Genomic DNA, 25,857 nt, shown 5'->3' on the forward strand with positions numbered 1-25,857 from the left:
ACACCCGGCATACCGCCGAACAGCCCCCGAATCCGCGGGATATGAGCCCACATCGCTTTTCGGACCGGGTGTTCCGGTTTGGCAGGGTGCGGCCGGAATGACGCGTAGATTCACCCCAACCCTGGGGAGCGGAGCTGCGCAAGGCACCCCGCCCGTGCTGGCATGCGCTCGTCATTCCTCTCCTGATGTTCCGCGCCGCGGGCCACAGGACGACCGGAAGGAAGAGCCCATGCTCAGCAGGCTCAGTGCGGGTGCCGCGGTGGCGGCATCGTTGCTCCTCACCGGATCGGCATCCCCCACGACCGCAGCAGGGTTCGGTGACGAACCGCCGACCGGAAAGATCACGATAACCGTCGCCACGGTCAACGGATCGGGCTGCAGACCCGGCAGCGCCGCCGTCGCCATCGCCCCCGACAACACCGCCTTCACCGTCACGTACAGCGAATACCTCGCCCAGGCGGGCGCCGGCACCAAGCCCACCGACTCCCGCAAGAACTGCCAGATCGCCCTGAACGTGCACGTCCCGCAGGGGTTCACCTACGCCATCGCCCGGGCCGACTACCGCGGCTACGCCTCGCTGGCCCGGGGCGCCAGGGGACTGGAGCAGGCCGGCTACTACTTCCAGGGCCAGGCGCAGACGGCCCGTAAGAGCCACACCTTCGTCGGCGCCTACGACGCCAACTGGCAGACCTCCGACGAGACCGATGTCGACGCGCTCGTGTACGCCCCCTGCGGCGAGGAGCGCTACTTCAACATCAACACCGAGATGCGGGTGGACGCCAAGTCCTCCGACCCCAAGGCCACCAGCTACATGGCCATGGACTCCACCGACGGCAGCATCAACACCGTCTACCACTTCGCGTGGAAGGAGTGCCCCGCCCGCAAGTGAGGCCCGCACCCCGGCCACGGGCCCCAGGGCCGCGCACGGGCCCGTGGCCGGGTACGACGAAGGCCCCCGCACCGGTCAGGTGTGGGGGCCTTTCGTCATACGGCGTGCGGGCACCGGGTGCCCGGTGGCCGGGGGCTAGCGCAGGCGGGCCATCAGCGCGTGCTCCACGAGCGTGATGAGCGCGCTCTTGGCCTCGCTGCGGTGCCGCGCGTCGGTGATGATGATCGGCGCGTCCGGGCCGATCTGGAGCGCCTCGCGCACCTCGTCGGGCGTGTACGGCTGGTGGCCGTCGAAGCCGTTGAGGGCGATCACGAACGGCAGGCCGCTGTTCTCGAAGTAGTCGACCGCGGGGAAGCAGTCGGCCAGCCGCCGGGTGTCGACCAGCACCACGGCGCCGATCGCGCCGCGGACCAGGTCGTCCCACATGAACCAGAAGCGGTCCTGGCCCGGCGTACCGAAGAGGTAGAGGATCAGGTCCTGGTCCAGGGTGATCCGGCCGAAGTCCATCGCCACGGTCGTGGTCGTCTTGTCCGGCGCGTGCGTGAGGTCGTCGATGCCCGCCGAGGCGGAGGTCATGACGGCTTCGGTGCGCAGCGGGTTGATCTCTGAGACGGCCCCGACGAACGTGGTCTTGCCCACGCCGAAGCCGCCCGCCACCACGATTTTCGCGGAGGTGGTGGAGCGGGCTGCACCGCTAGAGCTTGCGAAGTCCACTGAGCACCCTTTCGAGCAGTGTCACATCTGGCTGTCCGCCGGCGGTCTCGTCCCCGCCGGGCTGATGGATGGCGACGAGTCCGGCCTCCGCCAGGTCGGCGACGAGGATCCGGGCGACGCCGAGGGGGATGGAGAGTAGCGCGGAGATCTCGGCAACGGACTTGATCTCGCGGCAGAGGTGGCAGATGCGTTGGTGCTCCGGCAGCTGGCCCTGCATCCGGGAGGGGTCGGCGGTCGTGCTGACCAGCGCCTCGATGGCGAGCTGGTAGCGCGGCCGGGTCCGGCCTCCGGTCATGGCGTACGGGCGCACGAGCGGGTTGTTCGCGCCGGTGGAGGCGGGCTCGGGAGCCCGCCGCTGCGGCTGCACCGGCTGGATGCGCGGTGCCTGCGGCTGGTCGTACACCGATGGCTCGTACGGCTGGGAGTCGTACGGCCGGGGCTGCTGCTGCGATCGCGGCGGCTGCTGCGGTTGGGGCCGCTGCCGCCGCTGGGTCGGCGCGGACGGGAAGTTGAAGCGGTTGTGATGGGTCTCGCCCACAGGCCCGGACTCCTGTCCGGAACCATACGGGTATCCGCTCGGGGGCGTTGCCACGTCTCCTCCTCCAACTTGCCTGTCTGACGCCGGTCGCGCCACCGAACCATAAGGCGCGGTGGCGGGAAACGCACTGCCTGTTTGTTAGTTGAGAAGGCTGCCCTGCAGTTCTGCGCGCAGGTCCGGCGTCAGGACCGTGCCCGCGCGGTCGACCAGCAGGGCCATCTCGTAGCCGACCAGGCCGATGTCGCACTCGGGGTGTGCGAGCACGGCCAGCGACGATCCGTCGGAGACGGACATGATGAAGAGGAAACCGCGTTCCATCTCCACCACGGTCTGGTTGACGCTTCCGCCTTCGAAGATGCGGGACGCGCCGGAGGTCAGCGAGGTGAGGCCGGAGGCCACCGCCGCCAACTGATCGGCTCTGTCACGAGGGAAGCCCTCGGACATGGCGAGGAGGAGACCGTCCGCGGAGACCACGACCGTGTGGGACACCCCGGGGGTGTTGTCCACGAAGTTGGTGATCAACCAGTTCAGATTCTGCGCCGCCTGGCTCATCGGGCTCACACTAACGCTCCTGATCGTAGGTGCTGCCGGGGCCGTAGCCCTGTTGGTCATTCTGGGGGACCCCGGAGGGGTCCGTGCCGACGTTGCGTCCCTGCTGGACGCCGCGGCGCAGGTTACTCAGCCTGCCGCGGACGTCCTCCGGGGCGCGGGAGACCTGGGGGCCGCCCTGCGGGGTCTGCTCCGCGGCACCTTCGACCAGGTTGGCCTTGGGCACCCGCCGGGGGAGGCCGGAGGAGGTGACTCCGCCCGCCTTCGGCTCGCGCAGCTGCTCCGCCCGCTCCCAGCGCTCGTCGTTGGAGCTGCGCCAGTCGGTACCGTCCTGGCCGGTCTCCGGCGGGCTCCCCTGCTGCTGCACCTGCGGTGCCTGCTGGTCGCGGCCTCCGCGGCGCGGAAGGCCGGCGTCCGTCAGCGGGTGGGCGTCGCTCGGTGTGGGGCCCGGACGCTCGAATGGTACGCGCTCGGGGGCGTCAGCGGGAGCGGCAGTTGCATTCCGGTCAGATTCCGCTTCGGTCCCGAAGTAGCCCTCGAATGCAGGGCGTTCGCTCCACTCGTCCGGCCGGGCCGGCTCGTGGGAGACGTATGGCTGCTGGCCGGTGGTCTCCGCGAAGCCGGGGCCGGGGAACGACTGGTGCCCGGGGGCCCGGTCGTCGTAGAGCGGTTGATCGGCTTCCGCATATGCCTGGCCGGAGTAGCCCTGTGCCGGACCGGGGAAGTCCTGGTAGTTCTCGGCCGGCGGCACCTCGTCGCGGAACAGCGGACGGTCACCGCCGACCGGCTGGTCACCGGAGGTCTGCGCCTCCAGCGCGGCCCGGCGCTCCTCGCGGAACAGCGAGCGGCCCACCATGTCCAGGTCCCCGTTGTCCGGGCGCCCGTAGCGGCTGTCGTCGAAGCCCAGCTCGGCGGCGGTGCGCTGCCGGTCCTCGTACGCGTCGTGCTGGTGCTCGGGGACGATCCGGGAGACCGTGAAGTCGTCGTCGAACCGCTCCTCGCCACCGCCACCGTGGGTGATCGCCTCGGGCAGCATGACCAGGGACGTGGTGCCCGCCTGCTCGCCGGAGGGGCGCAGCTGCACCCGGATCCCGTGCCGGTCGGCCAGCCGGCCGACCACGAACAGGCCCATGCGCTGGGAGATCGCGGCATCCACGCTCGGCGGGTTGGCCAGCTTGTGGTTGATGTCCGCGAAGTCCTCGGGGGTGAGCCCGATGCCCTTGTCGTGGATCTCGATCATCACCCGGCCGTCGGGCAGCCGGGTCGCGGCCACCCGCACCTTGGTCTGCGGGGAGGAGAACGTGGTGGCGTTCTCCAGCAGCTCGGACAGCAGGTGCACGAGGTCGGTCACGGCGGTGCCGTGGATCTCGCTCTCGGGGACGCCGGTGAGGTCTATTCGCTCGTACGACTCGACCTCACTGATCGCCGCCCGCAGCACGTCCACCAGCGGCACCGGCTGGTTCCAGCGGCGGCCGGGCTCCTCGCCCGCGAGGATGAGGAGGTTCTCGCCGTTGCGCCGCATGCGGGTGGCCAGGTGGTCGAGCCGGAAGAGGCTCTCCAGCTGGTCCGGGTCCGCCTCGTTGTTCTCCAGGTCGGTGATCAGCTCCAGCTGGCGCTCGATCAGACCCTGGTTGCGGCTGGAGAGGTTGGTGAAGATCGCGTTGACGTTGCCCCGCAGCAGCGCCTGCTCGGCGGCGAGCCGGACGGCCTCGCGGTGGACCTGGTCGAAGGCCCGGGCGACCTCGCCGATCTCGTCGGTGGTGGCGATCGGGATGGGCGTCACACGGGTGTCGACCCGGCCCGGGTCCGTCCGGGAGAGCTGGTCGACCAGCATCGGCAGCCGCTGCTCGGCGATGCCGAAGGCGGCGGTGCGCAGCTGGCGCATGTTGCGGCTCATCCGGCGGGCCATCAGCCCGGCCACGACGAAGGCGATGATCAGCGCGGCGAGCACGATGCCGGAGTCGACGAAGGTCGACTGGCGGGCGTCGTCGGAGATCTGCGCCGCCTCGTTCACGGCCTTGTCCGCCAGGTCCTTCTCGATGGACCGGTACATGTTGAACTTGCCGGTCGCCGAGGCGAAGTAGCTGTCGGAGGTGATGCCGCGGGTGCTCAGGGCCTCCGGCGCCGCGCCGCTGGCGATCAGCGTCGACATCTGGTCGATCGACGGCGGCGTACGGAACGGCCGGCCGGTGGCCTGGGCCTGCTCCTTCGCCTGGGCGATCTTGCGCTGGGCGGCCGACTTGAGCGCGGCGGCGTCCTTGTTCAGCCGGGAGACGTCCTCGGGCATGCCGCCGGAGGTGTACTCGCCGATGGCGATGCCCTCCAGGTAGCGGTACGACGCGAAGGCGGTCAGCTGCAGCTTGTGCTCCTTGCCGCCCTGCGGGGACGCCGGGTCGACCAGGAGGTGGGTGCCGATGGACCGCTCCAGCGACTCGGCGGCCTTGGCCAGCGAGATGGCGTAGACGGTACGGCCGTAGGAGGTGATGTTGCCGGTGCCCAGGCCGAGTTCGTTGGCGAACTCCATCAGCGGGTGCTGGACCTCGACGTAGCCCTCCTCGGTCTGCACACCGTGCAGCCGCGAGGTGTAGGCGACCTGGCGCAGCTTCTGGAGCTTGGGCTCGACCTTCTCGAAGGAGGTGTACCGGCGCTTGAGGCCCGGCTTGTCGGGCATGGCCTTGGCGGCGTCGTGGAACTTGGCGGCGGCGGCGTCGGTGGCGTCCCGCGCCTCCTGCACGACCGGGTCGTCCTTCTTGCCCTTCAACAGCGGCGCCGCGGTGCGGTCCCGCTCGTCGATCATGGCGGTGCTGTAGGAGAGCGCGGCCCGCACGAGCTTCGCGGTGTTCTCCGCGTCCTGCGCCTCCTGCCAGGTGGCGAACGAACTGTCCACCCGCAGACCGCCGAATACCAGGGCGAGCAGCACAGGAATCAGCAGAATGGCGTTCAGGCGGGTAGCCACCCGCCAGTTGCGCGGGGAGTACTTCCCGCCGCTGACCGGAGGCTTCGCGACCGTATTTTCGGGCGCGTCGGAAGCCGGTACGCCACCTCTGGGTGGCGGGGTGAAGTTGCCCCGCCGCGGTTCCTGCGGCTCGGGGCTCTCCTTGCTTCGCCTCACTCGACCAACAACCTCTCGGCGCCGGCACTGATTTGCTGTGCCGTTTCTTCTGGGCGTTCCTACTCCGGAGTTTCAGCGAATTTCAGCACGTCAGGGCGGTGCGTTCCAAACACTGGGGAAAGCCGGAGCGGGCCCGGAAGTGCCTTAGATAAAAGGGGCGTTAAGGGCGAGCCGCGCCAAAGTGCGAGACGAATGTGAGCGCAGCGAAGCCGGGCATGCGCGCGGGGTGTCGAAACCCCTGGGATTCACTGTCGAAACGTTATGAAGCAAATTTGTCGGCGTGTCGAAGGACACAGATCGACTGGCGGATGCCGGGAACTCGCCCGGGGCAGAGCGGTCCGCCCAAGTGGTGACAACTGCCGTACGGCCCGCGCCGGATGCCGGGCGGGCCGTACGTGCGGCCTGGTGCGGCCTAGCGCAGGCGGGCCATCAGCGCGTGCTCCACGAGCGTGATGAGCGCGCTCTTGGCCTCGCTGCGGGTCCGGGCGTCGGTGGTGATGATCGGGGTCCCGGGGCCGATCTGGAGCGCCTCACGCACCTCGTCGGGCGTGTACGGCTGGTACCCCTCGAAGCCGTTCAGGGCGACGACGAACGGCAGCCCGCTGTTCTCGAAGTAGTCGACCGCGGGGAAGCAGTCGGCCAGCCGCCGGGTGTCGACCAGCACGACCGCGCCGATCGCACCGCGGACCAGGTCGTCCCACATGAACCAGAAGCGGTCCTGGCCCGGCGTACCGAACAGGTACAGGATCAGGTCCTGGTCCAGGGTGATCCGGCCGAAGTCCATCGCCACGGTCGTCGTGGTCTTGTCCTGGACGTGGCTGAGGTCGTCGATGCCCGCCGAGGCGGAGGTCATGACGGCTTCGGTGCGCAGCGGGTTGATCTCCGAGACGGCGCCGACGAACGTGGTCTTGCCCACGCCGAAGCCGCCCGCCACCACGATCTTGGCGGACGTCGTGGCGCGGGTCTGGCCCCCGTCCGATGCGCCGTCAGAGCTTGCGAAGTCCACTGAGCACCCTCTCGAGCAAGGTCACGTCCGGTGTTCCGCCGGCCTCGCCGCTGCCACCGGGCTGGTGGATCGCCACCATCCCGGCCTCCGCCAGGTCCGCGACCAGGATCCGCGCCACACCCAGCGGGATGTGCAGCAGTGCGGAGACCTCGGCGACCGACTTCACCTCGCGGCACAGATGACAGATCCGCTGGTGCTCGGGCAGCAGCCCGGGCAGCTGGGCGGGGTCGGCGGTCGTGCTGACCAGCGCCTCGATGGCGAGCTGGTAGCGCGGCCGGGTCCGGCCTCCGGTCATGGCGTACGGGCGCACCAGCGGCTGGTCACCTTCGTCCCCGTACGGCGCTTGGCTGTACGCGCCGTACGGGCCGGAAGTGGCAGGTGGCGGGGTCATGGGTCCTCCGGACGGGACAGTGGGACTGTCGTCGGGTTGGGCCGGTGGGGGGTGGCGGCACGAATGGGTGGGGGTGGTGCTGGACGAGCGGCGCTGCGGGCGCCTCAGTGCAGCAGGCTGCCCTGGAGCTCGGCGCGCAGGTCCGGCGTCAGCACCGTCCCCGCGCGGTCGACCAACAGGGCCATCTCATAGCCGACCAGGCCGATGTCGCACTCGGGGTGTGCGAGCACGGCCAGCGACGATCCGTCGGAGACGGACATGATGAAGAGGAAACCGCGCTCCATCTCCACCACGGTCTGGTTGACGCTCCCGCCTTCGAAGATGCGGGACGCGCCGGAGGTCAGCGAGGTCAGGCCGGAGGCCACCGCCGCCAACTGATCGGCACGGTCGCGGGGAAAGCCTTCGGACATGGCGAGGAGCAGTCCGTCCGCGGAGACCACCACCGTGTGGGACACCCCGGGGGTGTTGTCCACGAAGTTGGTGATCAACCAGTTCAGATTCTGCGCCGCCTGGCTCATCGGACTCAACTAACGCTCCTGCTGGTGAGTGGGATCGACAATGCCGTGGGTGCCGGTGGACGACGTCCCGGCCTGTCGGCCTTGCTGGATACCCCGGCGCAGATTGGTCAGCCGCCCACGGACATCGCTGGGCGACCGCGAGACCTGCGGCCCGCTCTGGTCGGTCTGCTGCTGCGCCGTGCCCGCGACGAGGTTCGCGCGCGGGACCCGGCGCGGCAGCCCGGAGGTGGTGATACCGCCCGCGGCGGGCTGACGGATCTGCTCCGCCTGCCGCCACGTCTCGTCGTTCGGCGAACTGCGCCACTGCGAGGCGTCGGACGGAGCCGGGGTGCGCTCCGCGCCGCCCGCCGCGGCAGGTGCACCACCGCGTGCGCCGCCGTCCTGCGCGGCCCCCCGCCGCGGCAGTGCGTCGGCCTCGGGCTCGGAGCCCTGCGGCGGCACACCGGCAGCGGCGGCGGCCGGGTGGTTGAACCAGTTGGATTCGATGGTGTCGAAGATCGGCGTACGGCCGTCACCGGGACCGGCGTCCGCGCTGCCGAGCACGTCGGGGGACTGCCCACCGGCGTCCTGCGGCCGCTGCACCGGGAACTGCCCGGTGCTCTGCGGCCCTTCGGCGTACGCGGCACGGTCGGCGTCCGGACGGCGGTACTGGCCGGTGTCGTACGCACCGGTGTCGCTGTCGGGGCGCGGGTAGGAACCGGTGTCGCTGCCGGGGCGCGGGAACTGGCCGGTGTCACCGTCAGGACGCGGGTACTGCCCGGTGTCGCTGTCGGGACGCCGGTACTCGCCCGTGTCGTACGGACCGGTCTCGAACTGGCCCGTCTCGTACTGCCCGGTCTCCTGGCGGCCCGTCTCGCGGTCCGGCCGGGGGAACTGCCCCGTGTCGCCGCGCCCGTTGCCCTGCCCGGCGCCGCGCGGGCCCTGCGGGTCGCGCCCGCCGCGGGAGCCGTCCGCCGCGGGCGGCGGCGCGTTGAAGTCGGGACGGGCGAACGCCGCGGTGTCACCGGGGCCGCCGGTGCCGGCGGGCGCGGGCCGCTCGAAGCTGCCGGTGCTCTCCGACTCCTCGTGGCCGCGCGGCCGCTCCTGGGACTCACGGGGCGTCAGCGGCCAGTCGTCGGACCCGCCGCGCTCACGCCGCGCACCCCAGCTCGTACCGCCCTGCTGCGGGCCGCCCTGGTTGCCCTGACCGCCCTGGCCGCCCGCGGACGGACCGCCGGGCAGCTCGGCCGCGGCGCCGCGCGCCGGCAGCTGCGGGCGCTCCTCGCGGCGCGGGGCGCCGGTCGGCGGGGCCACGGTGGGCGCCGGGCCGCTCTCCTGGCCGCGGGTGGGCAGCGAGGGACGGGCGGGACCGGGGCGTCCGGCGGCCGGGCGGGCGTCGCCGCCCTGCGCCGGGGCGTTCGGGGAGGCACCGGGAGGCGCCGTACGGCCGGACGGGGCCGGGGCACCGAAGGCGTTCGGCGCACCGCCGCCGGGACCGCCGCGGCCGGGCAGCGCGGGGCGCCCGCCGGCCGAGGGGCCCGAACCGACCTGGCCGCGCGGCTGGAGCCCCGCGAGCCGGCTGGAGCCGCCGCCGCCGAGGTCGCCGGCACCGCCCTTGGCGTTGCTCGGGGCCGGCTTCTTGCCGCCCTGGGCGACATCGACCGGCAGCATGACCAGCGCGGTGGTGCCGCCGGAGTCCGAGGGCCGCAGCTGGATACGGATGCCGTGCCGCAGGGACAGGCGGCCGACCACGAACAGACCCATCCGCCGCGAGACCGAGACGTCCACGGTCGGCGGGGCGGCGAGCCGCTCGTTGATCGCCGAGAGGTCCTCGGGCGACAGGCCGATGCCGGTGTCGTGGATCTCGACCAGGACGCGCCCGTCGGGCAGCGCGTGGCCGGTGACCTTGACCTTGGTCTGCGGGGAGGAGAACGAGGTGGCGTTCTCCAGCAGCTCGGCGAGCAGGTGCACGAGGTCGTTGACGACCCGGCCCGCGACCTCGGTCTGCGGGACGGCGTTGAGTTCGATCCGCTCGTACTGCTCCACCTCGGAGGCGGCGGCACGCAGGACGTCGACCAGCGGCACCGGCCGGGTCCATCGGCGCCCAGGCTCCTCACCGGCGAGGACCAGGAGGTTCTCACCGTTACGGCGCATGCGGGTGGCGAGGTGGTCGAGCTTGAAGAGCGAGGACAGCTGGTCCGGGTCGGCCTCGCGGGACTCCAGTTCGGAGATCAGCGAGAGCTGACGCTGGATCAGACCCTGCGAACGGCGCGACAGGTTGGTGAACATCGCGTTGACGTTGCCCCGCAGCAGCGCCTGCTCGGAGGCGAGGCGGACCGCCTCGTGGTGCACGTCGTCGAAGGCCGCGGCCACCCGGCCGATCTCGTCCCGGCTGTGCACACCGACCGACTCGACGGAGGTGTCCACGTCCTGCGGGTCCGACTCGGACAGCTGCTTGACCAGCTCGGGCAGCCGGTCCTGGGCGACCTTCTGCGCGGTGTCCTGCAGCCGGCGCAGCGAGCGGACCATGGAGCGCGCCACGACGAACGCGCCGACCAGCGAGACGCCGAGGACGAGCAGGATCAGCGCACCGCTGATGATCGCGGACTGGGTGGCCTCGTTGCGCAGCCCGCGGGCCTTCTGCTCCATCTCGGACAGCAGCGTGGTCTCGATGCGCGACATCTCGTCGATCTTGACGGTGTCGGAGTCGTACCAGTCGAGGTAGCGGATGTCCTGGCTGCGGATGCCGGAGCCGCTGGCGAAGGCGCGGTGCGCGAAGGCGACCGCGGCCTTGATCTCGTCGTTGTTGCCGTCCAGGCCGCGGGTGAGCGCGCCGGCGTTGTTCGTGTAGATCTGCGAGAAGCGGTCCCGGGCGGCCTTCTCGCTGTCCTCGGCGTTGCGGCCGGCCAGCCGGTCGTTGGAGGAGAGCTGCGGGCCGCCGTCGTGGGCGAGGCCGGCGCTGACCAGCGCGCGCTGGATCGACGCGTACTCCTTGGCCGACGAGAACGCCGCCAGCGCACGGGTACTGCGGATCATCTCGGGGTTGCTGGTGGCCTGCGCCATGTCCTGGGAGAGCGACAGCAGCGAGTTGATCAGCTGGTTGTAGCTGGTGACGGTCCGCGCGGTGTTGTTGTCGTCCTTGTAGGCGTTGGCGCGGATCTCGTTGAGGGTGTTGAGCTGGCGGCCGATCTCCAGGACGGTCGCCCGGACGCCGGCCATCGTGGCGTCCTGGCCCTGGATGTCGCCGGTGGCCTGGTTGAACTTCAGCTTGGCGCGGTCGGTCTCCTGGCGCGGCGCGATGACGTTCGCGTCGTCCTTGGTGTTGCCGCTGCCGGCCAGCGGACCGGCCGACTTGTCCCGCTCGACCTGCAGCGCGTCGGCGAGCTCGGTGGCCTGCCGGGTCATCTCGGTGAGCAGCTGCATCTTGTCGAGCTGGTCGATGTTGTCCAGCGACGTGGCGATGCGCATGCCGCCCAGCGTGGTCGCGGCGACCACGGGGAGGGCGAGCAGGGAGACCAGGCGGGTGCTGATGCGCCAGTTGCGCAGCGCTATTCGCGAACCGGGGCCTCCGGGCCCCTTGGCCGCCTTGGGCGCCCCGCTGTCCGCGGCGTCGCCGCCCGGCGCCTGGCCGCCCCCGTCGGTGGGCACGGTGCCCCCGGCGGAAGCGTTGTTCTGGGCGCGCTGGGGCGAGGAGCCGCGGTCGGTCCCGCCGCGCAGCTCCGGGTCCGCCGCAGCGCTGCCATCCCTCTTGAAACGTCCCTGCACTAGCGTCGCAACCTCTGGACCAGGCGTCCCGCCGCGGCGGGACGGTGTCGAGTCGTATGGGGGACCGCTGAGTCCCCCATGGCGGTCGTGAGTGACCGGCGGGCTGCCCTCTCTGGCCGAGAGAGCGGCACCACCGCGCGGCGCTACGTTGCGCCCTGCGCGCCGGCTGAAACGTGCGGCGGTCCGTGGAATTCCAGCACAGTGCAGGATCTCCAACAAGAGCGGAGCCGCGCACTGTGACTTGGGTGACGCAATGTACGGACCGCGTCACGACTTGTAGAAGTTTCGGGCGTCGATAACGGACTTTTGTCCGCGAGTCGGTCCGCCCCCTCCGCTGTCCCAGGTGCGGTGATCGGGCGCGGAACGTGCGCTTCAATCCGCCATTGTCCGATTCGCCCAAGGTTGTTGATCAAGGGTTATGCGGCATTTGTCGCACAGTTCGTGAGGAAACTCACAGGAAGATCGTCGAGTTCCCGTGCACGCCGCCGGGAATAGCGTGCATAGCCTGACGCTTTACACAGGTGCCCGAAGCGACAAGCCACCTGCACGGCAGCGGCGGGCACGACCGGTTTCCCGAGTTCCCGAGATCGCCCGATCTCTTGACGACGCGAGGCATACAGCAGTGAAGACGACGATGTTCCGCAACATAGCCAACCCGCGGCGCACCACCCTGGCCCACCTCGACGACGCCGCCGAGCTCGGCACCGAGGCCGCGGAACACACCGTCGAACTGCCGGAGCGCACCGCCAACCCCCGCCGCACGGTCCTGATGGACGCACCCGCCCAGGACGTGTCGGCGTAAGCGGCGACGGAGCGGCGGCGGCCCCGCGATAGCCTGGAGTGTCAACTCCGGCCAGTGATCAATGAGGGGCAGCGGCAACCCGTGCGCATCGCCAGATTCTCCATCGACGGCAACGTCGGATTCGGCGTCGTCGAAGGCGACGAACTCGACGTCATCAAGGGACACCCCTTCGCCGAATTCGAGCGCTCGGGCCAGAAGGTCCCCCTCGACAAGGTCCGGCTGCTGCCGCCCGTCCTGCCCAACAAGGTCGTGGCCATCGGCCGCAACTACGCCGAGCACGCCGCCGAGCTGGGCAACGCCGTCCCGGACGTGCCGGTCACCTTCTTCAAGCCGTCCACCTCGGTGATCGGCCCCGGCGACCCCATCGGGTACCCCTCCTTCTCCCAGGAGGTGCACCACGAGGCGGAGCTCGCCGTCGTCATCGGCCGGATGTGCCGTGAGGTGCCCCGCGAGCGCGCCAAGGACGTCATCCTCGGCTACACCTGCGCCAACGACATCACCGCGCGTGACGTCCAGCAGCGCGAGGCGCAGTGGGCCCGGGCCAAGGGCTTCGACGGCTCCTGCCCGCTCGGCCCCTGGGTCGAGACCGGGCTGGACCCCGCGGACATCGCCGCCGGCCTCGCCGTCCAGTGCACGGTCAACGGCGAACAGCGCCAGCTCGGCCGCACCAGCGACATGGTCCGCCCGGTCGAGGACCTCATCGTCCACATCACCGAGGCGATGACCCTGCTCCCCGGCGACGTCATCCTCACGGGCACCCCGGCCGGGGTCGGCCCCCTCAACGTCGGCGACGAGGTCGCCGTCACCATCGAAGGCATCGGCACTCTCACCAACAAGGTGATCAAGCGTGGCTAACGCGACCCCCGGCACCCCCGTCCGCGTACGGTTCTGCCCCTCCCCGACCGGCAACCCCCACGTCGGCCTGATCCGTACGGCCCTGTTCAACTGGGCCTACGCACGGCACCACAAGGGCACCCTGGTCTTCCGGATCGAGGACACCGACGCGGCCCGCGACTCCGAGGAGTCCTACCACCAGCTGCTGGACTCGTTCCACTGGCTCGGCTTCGACTGGGACGAGGGCCCCGAGGTCGGCGGCCCGCACGCGCCCTACCGCCAGTCCCAGCGGATGGACCGCTACAAGGACATCGCCGGCAAGCTGCTCGCCGCCGGCCACGCGTACCACTGCTACTGCACCACCGAGGAGCTGGACGCCCGCCGCGAGGCCGCCCGCGCCGCCGGCCGCCCCTCCGGCTACGACGGCACGTGCCGCACCCTGACCGACGAGCAGCGGGCCGCCTACGAGGCCGAGGGCCGCTCCTCCATCGTCCGCTTCCGGATGCCCGACGAGCCGATCACCTTCCACGACCTGGTGCGCGGCGAGCTGACCTTCACCCCGGAGAACGTTCCGGACTACGGCATCGTGCGCGCCAACGGCGCCCCGCTGTACACCCTGGTCAACCCCGTCGACGACGCCCTGATGGAGATCACCCACGTCCTGCGCGGCGAGGACCTGCTCTCCTCCACCCCCCGCCAGATCGCCCTGTACAAGGCGCTGATCGAGCTGGGCGTGGCCAAGGAGATCCCGGCCTTCGGCCACCTCCCGTACGTCATGGGCGAGGGCAACAAGAAGCTCTCCAAGCGCGACCCGCAGGCGAGCCTCAACCTCTACCGCGAGCGCGGCTTCCTCCCCGAGGGCCTGCTCAACTACCTCGCCCTGCTCGGCTGGTCCTTCTCCGCCGACCAGGACCTCTTCTCGGTGTCCGACCTGATCGAGAAGTTCGAGATCGAGGACGTCAACGCCAACCCGGCCCGCTTCGACCTCAAGAAGGCCGAGGCGATCAACGCCGACCACATCCGGCGGCTGGACGTGCAGGACTTCATCACGGCCTGCGAGCCCTGGCTGAAGGCCCCGCACGCCAACTGGGCCCCCGAGGACTTCGACGAGGCCGCCTGGCGCGCCATCGCCCCGCACGCCCAGACCCGCGTCACCGTCCTCTCCGAGATCACCGCCAATGTCGACTTCCTGTTCCTCAAGGAGCCGGTCGAGGACGAGGCGTCCTGGACGAAGGCGATGAAGGGCGACCCGGTCGCGCTGCTCACCACGGCCCGCGCCAAGCTCGACGCCGCCGACTGGACCTCCGGCCCCGACCCGCTCAAGGAGGCCGTCCTGGCCGCCGGCGAGGAGCACGGCCTCAAGCTCGGCAAGGCCCAGGCTCCCGTCCGGGTGGCGGTCACCGGCCGCACGGTCGGCCTGCCGCTCTTCGAGTCCCTGGAGATCCTCGGCAAGGAGCGCACGCTCCAGCGGATCGACGCCGCACTGGCCAAGCTCGCCGGCTGACCCTGTACCGCCGCCCGGGCCCGGAAGCCACCACGGCTTCCGGGCCCGCGGTGCGTCCGGGCCCGTCCGCCCGGCCGGCGCCCCGGGCACAATGGCGGTACCGGCACCAGGAAGGCTGATCATGACCGCGCCCGCCGACCGCCCGCCCGCCCCGCCCCCGGGGCGCACCCCGCTGCGCGCCGTCCTCTGGGACGTCGACGACACCCTCTTCGACTACTCCGGGTCGGACCGCGCCGGCGTGCTGCGGCACCTGCGGGCCGAAGGGCTGCTGGCGGCGTACGGCGGCGAGGAGGCGGCCCTCACGCGCTGGCGCCACGCCATGGAGACCGAGTTCGCCCGCTTCCTCACCGGCGAACTCGGGTTCCTCGATCACCGCAGGGCACGCGCCCGGACGTTCCTGGACCGCCCCCTGTCCGACGCCGAGGCGGACGCCTGGTTCGGCCGGTACGTCACCCACTACGAGGCCTGCTGGACGCTCTTCCCCGACGCGCTGCCCGCGCTCCGGGCGCTGACCCCGCTGGTACGGCAGGCGGTGCTGTCCAACGCCGCCACCGCCAACCAGGAGCGCAAGCTGGCCGCCCTGGGCATCCGGGAGCGCTTCGAGGCGGTGCTCTGCGCCGACGAACTGGGGCACGCCAAGCCCGCCGCCGAGGCGTTCGGCGGTGCCTGTCAGGCGCTCGGCCTAACGCCCCCCGAGGTCCTCTACGTCGGCGACAAGCTCGACATCGACGCGCTCGGCGCCCGGGACGCGGGCCTGGCCGCCGTATGGCTGGACCGGACAGCGGGCGGAGAGGAGCCGCCGGAGGGGGTGCGCAGGATCGCGGGTCTGGCGGAGCTCCCCGAGCTGTTGCGCGCAGTTACCGGTTTTGGTGCGCCGTCCACGATCAGGTAATGTTCTTCCTGCGCCGCCCGAGAGGGCCGAAAGGCCGGGCCGGGAAGCGCAGATCAAATCAAGCCCCCCGCGGGGGGTTACGTTTTGATGGCCTATGGTGTAATTGGCAGCACGACGGTTTCTGGTTCCGTTAGTCTAGGTTCGAGTCCTGGTAGGCCAGCTCGCAGAGCTCATCTGCACCGCAGAGTCTCTCTGCACACGCCCCCGTTGTGTAGCGGCCTAGCACGCCGCCCTCTCAAGGCGGTAGCGCCGGTTCGAATCCGGTCGGGGGTACAGATCCTTCCCAGGGGGACAGTCCGGGTCGCACCCACTGTCGTTCATGCAGGATCGCTAGGGCCCCCGTTGTGTAGCGGCCTAGCACGCCGCCCTCTCAAGGCGGTAGCGCCGGTTCGAATCCGGTCGGGGGTACTGGTCTAAACCACCATGGGCTATGGTGTAATTGGCAGCACGAGTGATTCTGGTTCATTTAGTCTAGGTTCGAGTCCTGGTAGCCCAGCGCAGCGTGTCCTCGGACAGGCTCAACTGCAGGAAAACTTGCCCCCGTTGTGTAGCGGCCTAGCACGCCGCCCTCTCAAGGCGGTAGCGCCGGTTCGAATCCGGTCGGGGGTACAGAGAAAAGAGCCCCCCGCTTCATGCGGGGGGCTCTTTCGTGTCAACTGCCGCTTCCGGAGCGCCGGTTGGGCTCCCGCCGTCGTTCTGCCTCCGCCCTGGTGTTGCCCAGCCGTTGTCCTGCCGCCGCCCCGGCCTTCGTCGGACGGCGTGCGCACTCCGCGAGCGGATCCGGATTCAGGGACGGGGCCAGGGTGGTGAGTTGGGCCACCGCGGCGGTTCGTTGGCGGCGCGCCCGGGGCGACGGCCGTCGGGGGGAGAGTTCCCGTCGGACTGTGGGCCGTGGGGGAGTGGTTTCACGGCGACGGCCGGGTGGGGGCGCCGGCTCGACGGGGTGTCCTCGACGGCGGCCGGTACCTCTCAGGGTGAGCTGCGGGCTCCGCGGATGATCTTTGGCGGGTGGCGCCGAGGCTCCGCATGATCAAGGAGTCGGCCCGCGGCCGGGGCGGCGCGCACCGGCCGCCCCCCGCCCGTCGCGGACAGCGGGTCCCGGGGCGGCAACCCAAGCGGCCCCAGCAGCCTGAGTCGCCCCGGCGGCCCCGTCCCACGAGGTGGCGCGGGACGGGCCTCCGGGAGCGTCTCAGCCGCTGCGGCGCAGGCCCTCGGAGAGGCGGGCCGCCGCGTCGATGACCGCCTGGGCGTGCATCCGGCCGGGATGGCGGGTCAGCCGCTCGATCGGGCCGGAGACCGAGACGGAGGCCACCACGCGGTTGGAGGGGCCGCGTACCGGCGCGGAGACCGAGGCCACGCCCGGCTCCCGCTCGCCGATCGACTGGGCCCAGCCGCGGCGCCGTACGCCGGACAGCGCGGTGGCCGTGAAGCGGGCGCCCTGCAGGCCGCGGTGCAGCCGCTCGGGCTCCTCCCAGGCCATCAGGATCTGGGCGGCCGAGCCGGCCTTCATGGGGAGCGTGGAGCCGACCGGGACGGTGTCCCGCAGTCCGGACAGCCGTTCCGCCGCCGCCACGCAGATCCGCATGTCGCCCTGCCGGCGATAGAGCTGCGCGCTCTCGCCGGTCACATCGCGCAGATGCGTGAGCACCGGTCCCGCCGTGGCCAGCAGCCGGTCCTCGCCGGCCGCCGCGGCCAGCTCGGAGAGCCGCGGGCCCAGGATGAACCGGCCCTGCATGTCCCTCGCCACCATCCGGTGGTGTTCCAGTGCCACGGCCAGACGGTGGGCCGTGGGCCGTGCGAGCCCTGTCGCCGCGACCAGCCCGGCGAGGGTGGCCGGACCGGACTCCAGGGCACTCAAAACCAGAGCTGCCTTGTCGAGAACGCCGACGCCGCTAGAGTTGTCCATGCAACGATATTCGCGTCTCACACTGTGAAACGCAAGTTCAATTTTCCGGGGAAGTCGTCAATCTGTAGGTGTGGCCCTGTACCAGGGCCCGGCGTACGGCCCGGCAGGGGGATATCTGCGGGCATCGCGCCACGGACGAGTAAGGCCGGCACTGCGGCCGGCCGGAGGGAAAGCGATGGGACGGACACTCGCGGAGAAGGTCTGGGACGACCATGTCGTCCGGCGCGCGGAAGGCGAGCCCGACCTTCTCTTCATCGATCTGCACCTGCTGCACGAGGTCACCAGCCCGCAGGCGTTCGACGGTCTCCGCAAGGCCGGCCGCCAGGTGCGCCGTACGGACCTGACCATCGCCACCGAGGATCACAACACCCCGACCCTCGACATCGACAAGCCGATCGCCGACCCGGTCTCGCGCACCCAGCTGGAGACGCTGCGCAAGAACTGCGCCGAGTTCGGGGTCCGGCTGCACCCGCTGGGCGATGTCGAGCAGGGCGTTGTCCACGTCGTGGGACCGCAGTTGGGACTGACCCAGCCCGGCACCACCGTGGTCTGCGGTGACAGCCACACCTCCACCCACGGAGCCTTCGGCGCGCTGGCGTTCGGCATCGGCACCAGCCAGGTCGAGCACGTGCTGGCCACCCAGACGCTGCCGCTGGCCCCGTTCAAGACCATGGCGATCACCGTCGACGGCGAGCTGCCCGACGGGGTGACGGCCAAGGACCTGATCCTGGCGATCATCGCCCGGATCGGCACCGGCGGCGGCCAGGGCTACGTCCTGGAATACCGCGGCCGGGCCATCGAGCAGCTCTCGATGGAAGCCCGGATGACCATCTGCAACATGTCGATCGAGGCGGGCGCCCGGGCCGGCATGATCGCCCCCGACCGGACCACCTTCGACTACCTCCAGGGGCGCGACCACGCCCCCCGGGGCGAGGACTGGGACGCCGCGGTCGCGTACTGGGAGACGCTGCGCACCGACGACGACGCGGTCTTCGACGCCGAGGTCTACATCGACGCCTCCGAACTGGCCCCGTTCGTCACCTGGGGCACCAACCCGGGCCAGGGCGCGCCGCTTTCGGCAGCCGTCCCCGACCCGGCTTCGTACGAGGACGCCTCGGAGCGCCACGCCGCCGAAAAGGCCCTGGAGTACATGGGGTTGACGGCCGGGCAGCCGCTGCGCGACATCAAGGTGGACACCGTCTTCGTAGGTTCGTGCACCAACGGCCGGATCGAGGACCTGCGCTCCGCGGCCGCGATCCTGGAGGGCCGCCGGGTCGCCGACGACGTGCGGATGCTCATCGTCCCCGGCTCGGTCCGGGTCTCCCTGGAGGCGGTCGCCGAGGGCCTGGACAAGGTCTTCACCGCGGCCGGCGCCGAATGGCGGCACGCGGGCTGCTCGATGTGCCTGGGCATGAACCCCGACCAGCTGGCGCCCGGCGAGCGCTCCGCGTCCACCTCGAACCGCAACTTCGAGGGCCGGCAGGGCAAGGGCGGCCGCACCCACCTGGTCTCGCCGCAGGTCGCCGCCGCAACGGCGGTTCTCGGCCATCTGGCCTCACCGGCCGACCTGTCCTCGGCCGCCGGCCAGTCCGACGTCGCCACGCCCGCGGGAGTCTGAACCATGGAAGCCTTCACCACCCACACCGGCCGGGCCGTCCCGCTGCGCCGCAGCAATGTCGACACCGACCAGATCATCCCTGCTCACTGGCTCAAGAAGGTCACCCGCGACGGGTTCGAGGACGGGCTGTTCGAGGCCTGGCGCAAGGACCCGGAGTTCGTGCTCAACCAGGAGCGGTACCAGGGCGCCACGGTGCTGGTCGCCGGGCCCGACTTCGGCACCGGCTCCTCACGTGAGCACGCCGTCTGGGCGCTGCAGAACTACGGCTTCAAGGCCGTCATCTCCTCGCGCTTCGCGGACATCTTCCGCGGCAACTCGCTCAAGAACGGGTTGCTGACGGTGGTCCTGCCCCAGGAGACCGTCGACCGCCTCCAGCGGCTGGTGGAGGCCGACCCGGCCGCCGAGGTGACCGTCGACCTGGTCGGCAGGGAGGTCCGGGCCGAGGGCGTCAGCGCCGGTTTCGAGCTGGACGAGAATGCGCGTTGGCGCCTCCTGGAGGGGCTGGACGACATCAGCCTCACCCTTCGGGAGGAGTCCTCCATCGTGGAGTACGAGGCGAACAGGCCGTCGTTCACACCGCGTACCCTCGAGGTCTGACCTCGGGTTTTTGGCTCAAAGCGTTATTGCGTACGATGCGCCCCCTGTGCAGTTGGCAGGGGGCGCATCGCTGCGTCGGGGCCGCCGTTGAGGCCCCGTGAAGCGACAACTCGCCGCAGATGGCACAATTAGCGCATGGAACGCGACGACCAACTCGAGCTCTACGGAGTTGTCGCCGACCGGCTCAAGGTCGCACACGCAAGAGTGCGGACACTGCAAGTCCCGGAGGGCGTACGGATGGCGCTGACCCGGAAGCTGCTCGTCATCACGGCCGCGGCTAAACACGATCTTGCGGACGCGGCAAGGCGTCTGGAGTGGTTCACAGCTGACCTCGACGAAGGTCGTTATCCCGAAGATGTGCACGCCGACGGAAGTCCGTGAAGGTCGACTTCGTTGCGGCACAAGGGTGATTAGCCCGTTTCGTGTTTGATTTGCGGTATATATCTGCCTAACGTGCGAAAAAGCTTGGAAACTTTCCTTCCAGCAATGTCTCCGAAGGGGAAGACGTGAACAAGGCGCAGCTCGTAGAAGCCATTGCCGACAAGCTCGGCGGCCGCCAGAACGCCGCGGACGCGGTGGACGCCGTACTGGACGCAATCGTCCGTTCCGTGGTCTCCGGCGACCGTGTTTCGGTCACCGGATTCGGTTCGTTCGAGAAGGTCGACCGCCCCGCCCGCTACGCCCGCAACCCGCAGACGGGTGAGCGCGTGCGGGTCAAGAAGACCTCGGTGCCGCGTTTCCGCGCCGGACAGGGCTTCAAGGACCTGGTGAGCGGTTCGAAGAAGCTCCCCAAGGGCGGCGAGGTCTCCGTCAAGAAGGCGCCCAAGGGCAGCCTGACCGGCGGTACGGCCATCAAGAAGGCCGCGGCGAAGAAGGCCACCGCCAAGAAGGCCGCCGCCAAGAAGACGACCACGGCCAAGAAGGCCGCGGCGAAGAAGACCACGGCGGCGAAGAAGGCCACCGCGAAGAAGACCACGGCCAAGAAGACGACGGCGAAGAAGACCGCCGCCAAGAAGGCCACCACGGCCAAGAAGACCACCGCCAAGAAGGCCACGGCGAAGAAGACCGCCCCCGCCAAGAAGGCGACGGCGAAGAAGGCCCCGGCGAAGAAGGCCACGGCGCGCAAGACCACCGCCAAGAAGACCACCGCCCGCAAGCGGTAATTCGGCATCGACGGTGCACGCGCCGGGCCGGTCTCCCTTCGGGGAGCCCGGCCCGCGGTGCGTCCGGGGGCCGTCTAGGCTCTCTTCCATGCAGGCCACCGCGTACACCTACGACTCCGAGACCCGCTCCGGCAGCGTGCTGCTGGACGACGGCACCCCGCTGCCCTTCGACGCGGCGGCCTTCGACGCCGGCGGGCTGCTGCTGCTGCGCCCCGGTCAGCGGGTCCGTATCGACGTCACCGGCGGCGGCGACGAGCGGCGCATCGCGCTGATCACGCTCCAGACGCTCTGACCTGCGGCGGCCGCGGCCGCCCCGGATCCGCTGAGGGACCGTCCCCGGCAGCCCCGCCGGCGAGGCGGGGGGCCTGGAGCGCCGTGTGCGGGCCCACCCCCAGCGCCAGCGCGGCCCGCAGGTCCTCGGCGGTGTCCACGTCCCGGCGCACCGAGGGCGCCCGGTGCGCGGTGAGCTCCCGGGCCCCCGACGCCAGGTGGCGGGCCCGCGACGCACCCCCGAATGCCGGTTCCAATTCCGCGCCGGAAGTCGCGGTCAGAAGTGTTGTCCCGATATCCGCCGCATCCGCGAGAAATGCGCGGGGGAATTGCGAAGCGGAATGGAGCACCAGTTCCAGTTCGGCGGGGCGCAGCGCCGGCAGATCGGCGTTCAGCGCGGCCAGCGGCGCGCCCGGGCGGCGTGCCCGGACCGCGTCCGCGCCGTGGGCCAGCGCGGCGTTGAGCCCCCGGGCCGGTGTGTCGGCGACGACGCGCGCGCCCAGGTGCGCCAGCCGCTCGCCGGCCAGCCGGTCATCCGTGACAACCACCACATCCCGGACGTTCGCGCAGGCCAGCGCCGCCGTCACGGTGTCGAGGGCGAAGGCGAGGGCCAGCCGGGGGCGGAACTCCTCGCCGGCGGCCCCGGAGAGCCTGCTCTTGGCGCGCACCAGCGGCTTCAGCGGCACCACCAGGCTCCATGCCGCCGCCGCCCCGCCCCGTACTCCGTCGCTTCGCATCGGCGCCATTCTCCCCTGCTGCCGCCGCTCTCCAGGAGCGTCGGGGTTACGGTGTCCTCGACAGAGCGGGTACCTGGGGCGACACTTGTGCGGCTGCCGGCCCGCAGCAGCTTCACAGGTCCCCACAAGGAGGGTGTCCCAGTGTCCCGCCGCAGAATCGGCTTCTGGTACCGCTTGGCCGCGGTCATCTGCAAACCGCCGCTCTTGGTTCTGTTCAAGCGGGACTGGCGGGGAATGGAGCACATTCCGGCCGACAGCGGATTTATCACCGCGGTCAACCACAACTCGTATCTCGACCCGCTCTCCTATGCGCACTATCAGTACAACACCGGGCGGGTCCCGCGATTCCTGGCCAAGGCGGGCCTCTTCAAGAGCGGCTTTGTCGGCCTGATGATGCGCGGCACCGGGCAGATCCCCGTCTACCGGGAAACCACCGACGCCGCCACCGCCTTCCGCGCCGCCGTCAGCGCCATCGAGAAGGGCGAATGCGTCGCCTTCTACCCCGAGGGCACCCTCACCCGCGACCCGGACCTGTGGCCCATGCAGGGCAAGACCGGTGCCGCGCGGGTGGCCCTGCTGACGAAGGCGCCGGTCATCCCCGTCGCGCAGTGGGGCGCCCAGGACGCGATGCCGCCCTACGCCAAGGAGAAGAAGCTGCGCCTCCTGCCGCGCAAGACGCTGCGCGTGCAGGCGGGGCCACCGGTCGACCTGAGCGCGTTCTACGGCCAGGAGCCGACCGCCGAGGTGCTGCGGGCCGTCACCGAGGTCATCATGGCCGCCGTCACCGAGCAGCTGGCCCTCCTGCGCGGCGAGCCCGCGCCGGCCGAACCGTACGACTGGCGCAAGGCGGTCGCCCGCGAGCGCCGTGCCGCCCGGGAAGCCGCCAGGGCGGGCAAGGGCGCCGCGGCGGCCGCGGCCGGCGTCGGGCCGGCCGCCGCCCCCGAACCGGCCGTCGGCCCGCAGCAGGCCCGAAGCACCCAGCAGGCACAGGAGGATGAAAGCAAGTGACGCGCTGCGCCGTCTACGGCACGGGGTCCTGGGGTACCGCCTTCGCGATGGTGCTCGCCGACGCGGGCTGCGAGGTGTCCCTGTGGGGGCGCCGCCCGGCCCTGGTCGACGCCGTCAACAACGGCCGTACCAACCCCGACTACCTGCCGGGGGTCGAGCTCCCCGCGTCCGTGCGGGCCACCACCGACCCGGCGGAAGCGGCGCGCGGCGCGGAGTTCGCCGTGCTGGCCGTCCCCGCCCAGACGCTGCGCGGCAATCTCGCCGAATGGGCGCCCCTGCTGCCCGACGGCACGGTCCTGGTGTCCCTGATGAAGGGCGTCGAACTGGGCACGGCCAAGCGGATGAGCGAGGTCATCGAGGAGGTCGCCAAGGTGCCGGCGGAGCAGGTCGCGGTGCTGACCGGCCCCAACCTCGCCAAGGAGGTCGCCGCCCGGCAGCCCGCCACCGCCGTCGTGGCCTGCGCCGACGAGGAGGTCGCCCGGCGCTTCCAGACCGCCTGCCACACCGCGTACTTCCGCCCGTACACCAACACCGACGTGGTGGGCTGCGAACTGGGCGGCGCGGTCAAGAACGTCATCGCGCTCGCCGTCGGCATCGCCACCGGCATGGGCCTGGGCGACAACGCCAAGGCGTCCCTGATCACCCGCGGGCTGGCCGAGACCACCCGGCTCGGCCTGGCGATGGGCGCCGACGCGCACACCTTCGCCGGCCTGGCCGGCATGGGCGACCTCGTCGCCACCTGCTCCTCGCCGCTGTCGCGCAACAACACCTTCGGCACCAACCTCGGCCGGGGCATGTCGCTGGAGGAGACCATCGCGGTCACCAAGCAGACCGCCGAGGGCGTCAAATCCTGCGAATCCGTGCTGGATCTGGCCCGCCGGCACGGCGTCGACATGCCGCTCACCGAGACGGTCGTGGAGATCGTCCATGAGGGCAAGCAGCCGATGGCCGCCCTGAAGGATCTGATGGCGCGCAGCGCCAAGTCCGAGCGGCACCGATAGCGGAGCCGATTCATCCGCTTCTGCGCGGTCCGTCGGGGGCCGGTGCTCCGCGGCGGCCCCCGCGGAGCGCGGCGCGACGTCTCCGACGGCCGCCGCAGCACTGACTCCGCGCCGGTCAGCAGGTACGCTCAACGCGATATGAGCAGCCAGACCTCCTCCCACAAGCCCCGCGTCGCCGTCGTGTTCGGCGGACGCAGCTCCGAGCACGCGATCTCCGTCCTCACCGCCGGAGCGGTGCTGCGGGCCATCGACCGCGACAAGTACGACGTGCTGCCGATCGGCATCACCACCGACGGCCGCTGGGCGCTGACCGCCGACGACCCCGAGCGGATGGCCATCGCGGACCGGCGGCTGCCCAGCGTGGCCGAGCTCGCCGAATCCGCCGAGGGCGGCGTGGTGCTCCCCGTCGACCCGACCAACCGCGAGGTCGTCTACGCCGAGCCGGGGTCGGTGCCCAAGGCGCTGGGCGAGGTCGACGTGGTCTTCCCCGTGCTGCACGGCCCCTACGGCGAGGACGGCACCCTGCAGGGCCTGCTGGAGCTCTCCGGCGTCCCCTACGTCGGCTCGGGCGTGCTCGCCTCCGCCGTGGGCCAGGACAAGGACTACATGAAGCGGGTGTTCACCTCCTTCGGGCTGCCCGTCGGCCCCTACGAGGTCATCCGCCCGCGGGAGTGGGACTACGACCCCGCGGCCGCCCGCAAGAAGATCGTGGACTTCGCCGCGGAGCACGGCTGGCCGCTCTTCGTGAAGCCCGCCCGGGCCGGCTCCTCCATCGGCATCACCAAGGTCGACGGCCTCGGCGGCCTGGACGAGGCGATCGAGGAGGCCCGCCGGCACGACCCGAAGATCCTGGTGGAGGCGCTGCTGCGGGGCCGGGAGATCGAGTGCGGGGTGCTGGAGTTCGCCGACGGTCCGCGGGCCAGCGTGCCGGCCGAGATCCCACCGGTCAGCGCGCACGACTTCTACGACTTCGACGCCAAGTACATCGACTCGGCCGCCGGCATCGTGCCCGCGCCGCTGAGTGCCGAGGAGACCGCCACGGTCCAGGAGCTGGCCGTCGCGGCGTTCGAGGCGGCGTCCTGCGAGGGCCTGGTGCGCGCGGACTTCTTCCTCCAGGACAACGGCGAGTTCGTGATCAACGAGATCAACACCCTGCCCGGCTTCACGCCGATCTCCATGTACCCGCGGATGTGGCAGGAGAGCGGTGTGAGCTACCCGGAGCTGATCGACCGGCTGCTGCAGGCCGCGCTGGAGCGCTCCACGGGCCTGCGCTGAGCCGCGCGGCCGGCCTCGGGGCCGGCCGCCGCAGCGGGTCTAGACCCCGGCGGGGACGGTCTTCTTCACGGCGTGGGCGAGGTCGGTGAGCACATCGACCTCGGGGGCGTACTTCCCGGGCACGGTCACCTCGACATAGGCCTTCCGCAGCACCGTCGTGAAGCGGTAGCCGTCGTCCTGCTTCTCGAAGAGCCACTGGACCCCGTTGACTTCCGCCGCGTCGGCGTTGGGGTTGTAATGTTCACTCCCGTACGTCAGGACGTCGGGCTTCGGCACCCCGCAGCGCAGTTTCACGGCAGGATCGCCCCATATGGCAGTGAAGTCCGAGACCGGTTCGGCGTCGCCCCTCTTCAGCCGGTCCACGGTGCGCGGCAACTCCGTGTGGAGCGCCCGGCAATACCGTGCCGCCTCCCCCTTCGGGGAGGGCACGGCCACGTCACCGGGCGAGGAGCAGCTCACCGCGGCGATCAGCACGGTGAGCGGGGGAAGGACCAGATACCGGCGGCGCGCAGAGATCACCCGGCAGAGGATACGGGGGAGCTAGAGATGGACGACGGGGCAGGTCAGGGTGCGCGTGATGCCGTCCACTTGCTGGACCTTCGCGACCACCATGCGGCCCAGCTCATCGACGGTGTCGGCCTGTGCGCGCACGATGACGTCATAGGGCCCGGTCACGTCCTCGGCCTGGAGCACACCGGTCAGGGTGGAGATCACCTCGGCTACCGCCGAGGCCTTGCCGACCTCGGTCTGGATCAGGATGTAGGCCTGTACCACGGAACCTCCAGGGCG

At 70.9% G+C, this 25,857-nt stretch carries 25 protein-coding genes and 5 tRNA genes; 18 read left to right on the forward strand and 12 right to left on the reverse strand.

Annotation, left to right across the window (positions count from 1 at the left end; translation table 11 throughout):
- Positions 1 to 229: 229 nt before the first annotated feature.
- Positions 230 to 889, forward strand: a complete 660-nt coding sequence (locus IEY78_RS19065) for a DUF4360 domain-containing protein (RefSeq protein WP_189099871.1) — start codon at positions 230 to 232, stop codon at positions 887 to 889.
- Between the two features lie 135 nt (positions 890 to 1,024).
- Here IEY78_RS19065 and IEY78_RS19070 read toward each other — a convergent pair whose 3' ends face one another.
- From IEY78_RS19070 to IEY78_RS19105, 8 genes are all read right to left on the reverse strand, one after another.
- Positions 1,025 to 1,603, reverse strand: coding sequence for a GTP-binding protein (locus IEY78_RS19070; protein WP_073760799.1), 579 nt, complete (start codon positions 1,601 to 1,603; stop codon positions 1,025 to 1,027).
- Positions 1,584 to 2,195 (reverse strand): DUF742 domain-containing protein, encoded by a 612-nt coding sequence (locus IEY78_RS19075; protein WP_189099873.1) that lies wholly within the window; start codon positions 2,193 to 2,195, stop codon positions 1,584 to 1,586. Before IEY78_RS19075 ends, IEY78_RS19070 begins: the two co-directional genes overlap by 20 nt.
- An 84-nt stretch (positions 2,196 to 2,279) precedes the next feature.
- Positions 2,280 to 2,693, reverse strand: coding sequence for a roadblock/LC7 domain-containing protein (locus IEY78_RS19080; RefSeq protein WP_018087204.1), 414 nt, complete (start codon positions 2,691 to 2,693; stop codon positions 2,280 to 2,282).
- Positions 2,694 to 2,703: 10 nt separating this feature from the next.
- A complete protein-coding gene (locus IEY78_RS19085) occupies positions 2,704 to 5,802 on the reverse strand; it encodes a sensor histidine kinase (RefSeq protein WP_189099875.1) in 3,099 nt (1,032 codons plus the stop codon).
- Positions 5,803 to 6,214: 412 nt separating this feature from the next.
- Positions 6,215 to 6,808 (reverse strand): GTP-binding protein, encoded by a 594-nt coding sequence (locus tag IEY78_RS19090; protein ID WP_189099877.1) that lies wholly within the window; start codon positions 6,806 to 6,808, stop codon positions 6,215 to 6,217.
- The gene (locus IEY78_RS19095) at positions 6,789 to 7,199 is read right to left on the reverse strand and encodes a DUF742 domain-containing protein (protein ID WP_189099879.1); all 411 of its coding nucleotides are present in this window, start codon (positions 7,197 to 7,199) and stop codon (positions 6,789 to 6,791) included. Before IEY78_RS19095 ends, IEY78_RS19090 begins: the two co-directional genes overlap by 20 nt.
- Before the next feature lie 104 nt (positions 7,200 to 7,303).
- The gene (locus IEY78_RS19100) at positions 7,304 to 7,717 is read right to left on the reverse strand and encodes a roadblock/LC7 domain-containing protein (RefSeq protein WP_093485348.1); all 414 of its coding nucleotides are present in this window, start codon (positions 7,715 to 7,717) and stop codon (positions 7,304 to 7,306) included.
- Positions 7,718 to 7,726: 9 nt separating this feature from the next.
- Entirely contained in the window at positions 7,727 to 11,461 is a 3,735-nt protein-coding gene (locus tag IEY78_RS19105) for a sensor histidine kinase (RefSeq protein ID WP_189099881.1), read from the reverse strand.
- A gap of 634 nt (positions 11,462 to 12,095) precedes the next feature.
- Here IEY78_RS19105 and IEY78_RS19110 point away from each other — a divergent pair.
- The 9 genes from IEY78_RS19110 (at position 12,096) to IEY78_RS19150 (ending at position 16,102) form a co-directional block, all read left to right on the forward strand.
- Positions 12,096 to 12,263 carry a hypothetical protein gene (locus tag IEY78_RS19110; RefSeq protein WP_189099883.1) on the forward strand — a complete coding sequence of 56 codons (168 nt, stop codon included), beginning with the start codon at positions 12,096 to 12,098 and terminating at the stop codon, positions 12,261 to 12,263.
- Between the two features lie 81 nt (positions 12,264 to 12,344).
- Positions 12,345 to 13,118 carry a fumarylacetoacetate hydrolase family protein gene (locus IEY78_RS19115; protein WP_189099885.1) on the forward strand — a complete coding sequence of 258 codons (774 nt, stop codon included), beginning with the start codon at positions 12,345 to 12,347 and terminating at the stop codon, positions 13,116 to 13,118.
- Entirely contained in the window at positions 13,111 to 14,601 is a 1,491-nt protein-coding gene (gene gltX / locus IEY78_RS19120) for a glutamate--tRNA ligase (protein ID WP_189099887.1), read from the forward strand. The genes IEY78_RS19115 and gltX overlap by 8 nt, the downstream gene beginning before the upstream one ends.
- Positions 14,602 to 14,722: 121 nt before the next feature.
- Positions 14,723 to 15,493 (forward strand): HAD family hydrolase, encoded by a 771-nt coding sequence (locus tag IEY78_RS19125; protein WP_189099889.1) that lies wholly within the window; start codon positions 14,723 to 14,725, stop codon positions 15,491 to 15,493.
- Between the two features lie 88 nt (positions 15,494 to 15,581).
- A tRNA-Gln gene (locus IEY78_RS19130) sits at positions 15,582 to 15,653 on the forward strand.
- Positions 15,654 to 15,693: 40 nt separating this feature from the next.
- Positions 15,694 to 15,766: transfer RNA gene (locus tag IEY78_RS19135), tRNA-Glu, on the forward strand.
- A 62-nt stretch (positions 15,767 to 15,828) separates the two neighbouring features.
- Positions 15,829 to 15,901 (forward strand) — tRNA-Glu (locus IEY78_RS19140).
- A 16-nt stretch (positions 15,902 to 15,917) separates the two neighbouring features.
- Positions 15,918 to 15,989: transfer RNA gene (locus IEY78_RS19145), tRNA-Gln, on the forward strand.
- Positions 15,990 to 16,029: 40 nt separating this feature from the next.
- A tRNA-Glu gene (locus IEY78_RS19150) sits at positions 16,030 to 16,102 on the forward strand.
- Positions 16,103 to 16,682: 580 nt separating this feature from the next.
- Here the strand turns inward: IEY78_RS19150 and ndgR are convergent.
- Positions 16,683 to 17,399: an IclR family transcriptional regulator NdgR gene (gene ndgR, locus IEY78_RS19155; RefSeq protein WP_189099891.1), complete on the reverse strand. Its 717-nt coding sequence runs from the start codon at positions 17,397 to 17,399 to the stop codon at positions 16,683 to 16,685.
- A 175-nt stretch (positions 17,400 to 17,574) separates the two neighbouring features.
- Here ndgR and leuC point away from each other — a divergent pair, with 175 nt between their 5' ends.
- The 5 genes from leuC (at position 17,575) to IEY78_RS19180 (ending at position 21,069) form a co-directional block, all read left to right on the forward strand.
- Positions 17,575 to 19,017, forward strand: coding sequence for a 3-isopropylmalate dehydratase large subunit (leuC, locus tag IEY78_RS19160; protein ID WP_189099893.1), 1,443 nt, complete (start codon positions 17,575 to 17,577; stop codon positions 19,015 to 19,017).
- Between the two features lie 3 nt (positions 19,018 to 19,020).
- Positions 19,021 to 19,614: a 3-isopropylmalate dehydratase small subunit gene (leuD, locus tag IEY78_RS19165; RefSeq protein WP_189099895.1), complete on the forward strand. Its 594-nt coding sequence runs from the start codon at positions 19,021 to 19,023 to the stop codon at positions 19,612 to 19,614.
- 135 nt (positions 19,615 to 19,749) lie between these two features.
- Positions 19,750 to 19,995 (forward strand): SCO5555 family protein, encoded by a 246-nt coding sequence (locus tag IEY78_RS19170; RefSeq protein WP_189099897.1) that lies wholly within the window; start codon positions 19,750 to 19,752, stop codon positions 19,993 to 19,995.
- 125 nt (positions 19,996 to 20,120) lie between these two features.
- A complete protein-coding gene (locus tag IEY78_RS19175) occupies positions 20,121 to 20,777 on the forward strand; it encodes an HU family DNA-binding protein (RefSeq protein WP_189099899.1) in 657 nt (218 codons plus the stop codon).
- An 88-nt stretch (positions 20,778 to 20,865) separates the two neighbouring features.
- A complete protein-coding gene (locus tag IEY78_RS19180; RefSeq protein ID WP_189099901.1) occupies positions 20,866 to 21,069 on the forward strand; it encodes a hypothetical protein in 204 nt (67 codons plus the stop codon).
- Here IEY78_RS19180 and cofC read toward each other — a convergent pair.
- The gene (gene cofC / locus IEY78_RS19185) at positions 21,050 to 21,784 is read right to left on the reverse strand and encodes a 2-phospho-L-lactate guanylyltransferase (protein ID WP_189099903.1); all 735 of its coding nucleotides are present in this window, start codon (positions 21,782 to 21,784) and stop codon (positions 21,050 to 21,052) included. The genes IEY78_RS19180 and cofC overlap by 20 nt on opposite strands.
- Before the next feature lie 141 nt (positions 21,785 to 21,925).
- Here cofC and IEY78_RS19190 point away from each other — a divergent pair, with 141 nt between their 5' ends.
- From IEY78_RS19190 to IEY78_RS19200, 3 genes are all read left to right on the forward strand, one after another.
- Positions 21,926 to 22,792: a lysophospholipid acyltransferase family protein gene (locus IEY78_RS19190; protein ID WP_189099905.1), complete on the forward strand. Its 867-nt coding sequence runs from the start codon at positions 21,926 to 21,928 to the stop codon at positions 22,790 to 22,792.
- Positions 22,789 to 23,793 (forward strand): NAD(P)H-dependent glycerol-3-phosphate dehydrogenase, encoded by a 1,005-nt coding sequence (locus tag IEY78_RS19195; RefSeq protein ID WP_189099906.1) that lies wholly within the window; start codon positions 22,789 to 22,791, stop codon positions 23,791 to 23,793. Before IEY78_RS19190 ends, IEY78_RS19195 begins: the two co-directional genes overlap by 4 nt.
- 138 nt (positions 23,794 to 23,931) lie before the next feature.
- A complete protein-coding gene (locus IEY78_RS19200) occupies positions 23,932 to 25,068 on the forward strand; it encodes a D-alanine--D-alanine ligase family protein (RefSeq protein WP_189099908.1) in 1,137 nt (378 codons plus the stop codon).
- Between the two features lie 39 nt (positions 25,069 to 25,107).
- Here the strand turns inward: IEY78_RS19200 and IEY78_RS19205 are convergent, their stop codons facing one another.
- A complete protein-coding gene (locus tag IEY78_RS19205) occupies positions 25,108 to 25,587 on the reverse strand; it encodes a DUF3515 domain-containing protein (protein ID WP_229700045.1) in 480 nt (159 codons plus the stop codon).
- A gap of 21 nt (positions 25,588 to 25,608) precedes the next feature.
- Positions 25,609 to 25,842 (reverse strand): Lrp/AsnC ligand binding domain-containing protein, encoded by a 234-nt coding sequence (locus tag IEY78_RS19210; RefSeq protein WP_189099910.1) that lies wholly within the window; start codon positions 25,840 to 25,842, stop codon positions 25,609 to 25,611.
- Between the last annotated feature and the right edge of the window lie 15 nt (positions 25,843 to 25,857).

The sequence above is a fragment of the Streptomyces kronopolitis genome (genome assembly GCF_014646275.1).
In the GTDB taxonomy this organism is placed as follows: Bacteria; Actinomycetota; Actinomycetes; order Streptomycetales; family Streptomycetaceae; genus Streptomyces; species Streptomyces kronopolitis.